The following is a 4,617-nucleotide window of genomic DNA, read 5'->3' on the forward strand; positions in this document are numbered from 1 at the left end:
CGCTGGCTCGTGTTTGCGGTGGTCGCGGCGATCGTGTTGCTGGTGGCCGGCTTGCTGGCGTTCGGCAGCCCGGTGCCGGGCCTGCTCGCGCTCCCGTTGATCCCGGTCGCCGCCGGGTTCGCGATTCTCAAGTTCCGGCTCTATGACATCGACCCGGTCATCAACAAGTCCCTCGTCGTCGGGGCCATGCTGCTGCTGATCACGGCCGCGTACGTGGCGATCGTGATCGGTGCGGGAGCCGTGGTTCCGGCTGACGAACGAACGCTGGCGCTGGTCACGACGGCCATCGTCGCGGTCGCGTTCGAGCCGCTGCGGCGGCGGGCCCAGTACCTGGCGGATCGCCTCGTGTATGGGCATCGCGCGACGCCGTACGAAGCGCTGTCCCGGTTGTCGGCCCACCTCGAGGACCCTCCGCAGGACCTGCTCGACGCCGTCGCGGCCACGGTCGCAGGCGCGGTCGGCGCCACCGAGGTTGTCGTGTGGGTGGGCGACGAGCATCGTCTGGTGCCGCAGGGCCGGTGGCCGGCTGCGACGGTCGATGCGGGCCCGGCCGCACTCGACGGGCTGGACGGGCCGCGCCGGCTGGTCCGGCCCGTCGTCCACCGAGGAACCGTGCGCGGCGCGATCACGGTCCGCAAGCCGGTGGGGGAGTCGCTCAGCGCCACGGAGGTGCGTCTGCTGTCGGACCTGGTCGCGCAGACCGGGCTGGTCATCGTGCAGCAGCAACAGGCGCAGGAGATCCAGGCGGCGGCCCGCCGCATCGTCACCGCCGAGGACGCGGCCCGCCGGCGCATCGAGCGCGACCTCCACGACGGTGCACAGCAGCGGCTCGTAACCCTGGGTCTGGAACTCGGCGCCCTGGCCAAGCAGGCGGAGGCCGGCGGCGCGGCGATGGCGGATCGGGTCCAACAAGCGCGGGCGCAATTACTGGAGGCCACTGCCGAACTGCGTGAGCTCGCCCGTGGCCTGCACCCAATGGTGCTGGCCCAGTCGGGTCTCGAGCCCGCACTCGCTGCGCTCGCCGACCGGTCGGCGATCCCGGTGCGACTGCACGTGGCTGAAGCCGGTCGCCTGCCGCGCGACATCGAGGCAACGGCGTACTACGTGGTGAGCGAGTCGCTCACCAACGCCGCACGCCACTCGGGCGCGAGCGTGGTCGTCGTCGACGTGACCCCGGTCGACGGCGGGCTGTGCGTGAAGGTCACCGACGACGGACGCGGCGGCGCACACCCAGGACCGGGAACAGGGCTGCAGGGGCTGGCAGATCGCCTCGCCGCACTCGGCGGTGACCTCCAGGTCGACAGCCCCTCCGGCGGGGGGACCCGGGTCAGGGCGGTGCTGCCATGCGAGTGATCGTCGCCGACGACGCGGTCATCTTCCGCGAGGGGATGGCTCGCATCCTCGCCGAGGAGGGCTTCGATGTGGTGGCCCAGGCCCGGAACAGTGCCGAGCTGGTCGGCCTCGTCCGCCGCGACCCACCGGACGTGGTGATCACCGACCTGCGGATGCCGCCGGGCTTCGCAGACGAGGGCATCGAAGCCGCGGCCGAGATCCGCTCGTTCGCACCGCAGGTCGGGCTGATGCTGTTGTCGCAGTACGTCGAGGTGCATCACGCGCTACGGCTCATGGAAGAGTTCGACGGTGCGGTCGGCTACCTGCTCAAGGACCGGGTGTCCGACCTCGGTGCCTTCGCGGTCGACATACGACGCATCGCCGGTGGCGAGGTCGTGATCGACGCCGAACTCGTGTCCAGAATGGTCCGCCGGCGACGGGAACATGACCCGCTCGCCCAACTCACCGCCCGCGAACGGGAGGTGCTGGCGCTGATGGCCCAGGGGCTGACCAACGCCGCGTTGTCCGAGGAACTGGTCCTGAGCCCCAAGACGATCGAGGGCTACGTACGCAGCGTCTTCACCAAGCTCGGCCTGGAGCAGAGCGAGCGCGAGCACCGGCGGGTGCAGGCGGTGCTCCAGTTCCTGCGCTGGCAGTGAGCCCTTCCAGCTTGGCTGGTGACGCGCCCGCTGTTGCCAAGAGCAACCTGACCGCCCGGAGCTTCGCGTGCATGCCCTACGACGACATGACAGATACCGAGACGAACAACGTGGAACGTCACCCACCGAACGCGCGCTGCGGCGCCCCTGTCGCGACCACGACCTCGTCGAACCCGTCGGTGACCGAGGCGCCGTCCGGTGTACACAGAACTGCATGCAACTTTGCGTGTACCACTCTGGCCCCAGCCGTGACGATTACGCAAGGCTCCGGCGTCAACGTAACCGGAGCGAAACGCGTGTCGCGCAACGCCTACGGGAAGTACGGCGCCCCGTGGACCACTCGAACTCGCCCAGGCTGCGACGAGCCGGGCCGCCCGACGCAGTGACCGCGTTCGCGGCGGGCTCCTGTGCGGACAAGGCCGACAAGACAAAGTCGACAAGGTGGGCGCCGTTGACCGGCGCGCCGGCGAGCTCGACCAGCTCGACCAGCTCGACCAGCTCGACCAGCTCCAAGAACATCGCCAGGCCGACTGACGTTCCTCGACGGCTGGTGTCCTGGCATCTGGTCCGGTGGGCAGAACGACCCCGGCCCCGAACACCCCAAGCCCGAGGGGCTACGCATACCGCGACGCGCCCCCCGTCCCGGTGCCTGCGGGCGGCTGCGCTTCCACGATCCGCAGTGCGATGTCGCCGTACTGGTAGGCCAGTTGGTCCACGGAGAACTCCCCTCCTTCGTGGAACCAGCCGGCCACGCCGATTCCCATGTCGAGGATCGAGTACGAGGCGATTCTGGCCGACTGCACGCGGAAGGCGCCCTCGGTGACGCCCCGCTCGATAAGTTCGCGAAAGCGCCGCTCGTAGTCGCTGCGGCGGCCCAGCACCCGCTCCTGGTCGGGTGGTTCCAGGCTGCCGATCTCGCGGTCCCCGACGAAGGGTCTTAAACTGTTAGGGGTTTGGCTTAAGCTGGCTGGTTGATGCTGCTTCGCGTCATGGGGACGGTTCCTTGGACTCTGCCACCGTTTCCGCCTGCCTGATAACGGGTTGCACTGGTTTTGTGAGTGGGGGCGTTCCTCCTTCTCTACGTCGTGGGATGTCGGCGGTCGTGGTTTCCCGTGCGTTGCGGTGTCTCTCGGGTGCGGGGGCTCGGGCGTTCGACGGGATGTCGTGAGGCCGTGTCCTTGTGTGATGGTCGTTCGTTAGGTCGATCGGAGTGCCGGGGGGCGGCCGCTGCGGGAGACTGACCGGGATCGTGCGGGGAAACGGGGGTGGTGGGTGTGGCCGGGTTGATGGCGACGGCCACCTGTACCGCCTTTGGTGGTGTCCTGGAGGGCAGTGGTGAGCGGGTCGGGCGAGCCCTGCTGTTCGAACGGGTGGGGTTTCTGGCGGAGTTGAGCCGGGATCTGACGGGTGCTCTGGTGGCTTGCCGGTGGGATGAGGCCTCGCTGGACGTGCTGGCCGCCGGGGTGGATGAGCGGGGCGAAGTCCTGCCGTCCAAGGGGTGGATGGCGCTGCGCCGCCTCAACTGGCCGCAGGACGTCACATCCCGGGCCGGGGTGTATGTGTCGGACCGGGTGCGCCGCGGTGCCGAGGAGTACGCGGCCCGGACGCTGCGGCTGGCCCTGCACCGGCGCACCATCGTGACCGCGGTCCTGGCCACCTGGCCCGCCGACCCCCGTCGGCGCAGTGAGGCGGAGTGGACGGCGCTGCGGGGGCTGCTGCCCGCCGGGGTGAGCGGTGCGGAGATCCGCAACCGCACCCGCCAGATCCGCGCCTACCAGGCCGAACACGGGAAGCTTCCCGCCGGGCTGTGCGTCCTGGAGGGGCCGCCGCAGGTGGCCCCTCAGGTGTTGCTGGCGGCGATGGACCGTCAGCAGGTCACCCTTCAGCGGGTGGATGAGACCACCGCCCGGCTACGGGTCAAGCTCCCGTTGAACGCGGTTCCCGCCTCGGGCCGGGACTGGGCCTGGCACGTGATCGACATCCGGCTGCCCGGCACCGTCACGGTGGACGCGGTACTGCACACCCCGACCCTGCGCCCCACCCCACAGGGCCGGATCGCCGTCGGCCTGCCGCACTCCCGGCCCGCCCCGCCCGTCAAAGCGAGCGGGCATACCGTGGCACTCGGCTTCGACTGGGGCGTCAACACCCTGCTCACCGGCGTCCTCGGCCGCCTCACCGGCAAAGGACCAACCCGGCGGGTCCTCACCGACGGGCGGCCGCTGGTCTTCGACGCCACCACCGTCAGTGCCGCCCTGCACCGGCTGCGCGGCGTGCGTGAGCACCTCGCCGCCAAACGCGATCACTACCGGGCGCTCGCGGACGGGCTGGGCTCCCCGCACCTGGCCTGGGGTGGTGAGTACCTCGATCGGGCGCGGGTGTTGGAGGTCGAGCACGGGCGGGTGTGTGCCCGGATCCGACATCTGAACCATGCGCTGGCCTGGGCGGCGGCCCGCTGGGCCGTCGACCAGGCGGTAGCGCTCGGTGCGAGCGTCCTCTACCTGGAAGACCTGGCCACCCTGGAGGCGCGCGGTCACCGGCGCGGTAATGCCCGCCTGTCGGGGCAGGTGCGCGGCATGGTGGCCGAGGCGATCGGGCATCTGGGTGCGCGGGCGGGTATCGCGGTGGT

4 protein-coding genes are annotated in these 4,617 nt (G+C 70.4%); 3 read left to right on the top strand and 1 reads right to left on the bottom strand.

Annotation, left to right across the window (positions count from 1 at the left end; genetic code table 11):
- Nucleotides 1-18 precede the first annotated feature (18 nt).
- Both ABT114_RS49930 and ABT114_RS49935 read left to right on the top strand, forming a co-directional pair.
- The gene (locus ABT114_RS49930; protein WP_351153918.1) at nucleotides 19-1,353 is read left to right on the top strand and encodes a sensor histidine kinase; all 1,335 of its coding nucleotides are present in this window, start codon (nucleotides 19-21) and stop codon (nucleotides 1,351-1,353) included.
- Nucleotides 1,344-1,991, top strand: a complete 648-nt coding sequence (locus ABT114_RS49935; protein WP_351153921.1) for a response regulator — start codon at nucleotides 1,344-1,346, stop codon at nucleotides 1,989-1,991. Before ABT114_RS49930 ends, ABT114_RS49935 begins: the two co-directional genes overlap by 10 nt.
- Nucleotides 1,992-2,605: 614 nt before the next feature.
- Here ABT114_RS49935 and ABT114_RS49940 read toward each other — a convergent pair.
- The gene (locus tag ABT114_RS49940; RefSeq protein ID WP_351153926.1) at nucleotides 2,606-3,178 is read right to left on the bottom strand and encodes a TetR-type transcription factor C-terminal domain-containing protein; all 573 of its coding nucleotides are present in this window, start codon (nucleotides 3,176-3,178) and stop codon (nucleotides 2,606-2,608) included.
- 87 nt (nucleotides 3,179-3,265) lie between these two features.
- Here ABT114_RS49940 and ABT114_RS49945 point away from each other — a divergent pair.
- Nucleotides 3,266-4,617 (top strand): transposase (locus ABT114_RS49945; protein ID WP_351153923.1); only part of this gene is annotated, 1,352 nt, incomplete at its 3' end.

Origin of the sequence: Streptomyces sp. NPDC002088 (assembly GCF_040296605.1) — a bacterium.
GTDB lineage: Bacteria > Actinomycetota > Actinomycetes > Streptomycetales > Streptomycetaceae > Streptomyces.

Excerpts from the sequence above, each read along its gene's own strand:
- ABT114_RS49935 (WP_351153921.1), top strand. The coding sequence starts at position 1,344 with ATGCGAGTGATCGTCGCCGACGACGCGGTCATCTTCCGCGAGGGGATG.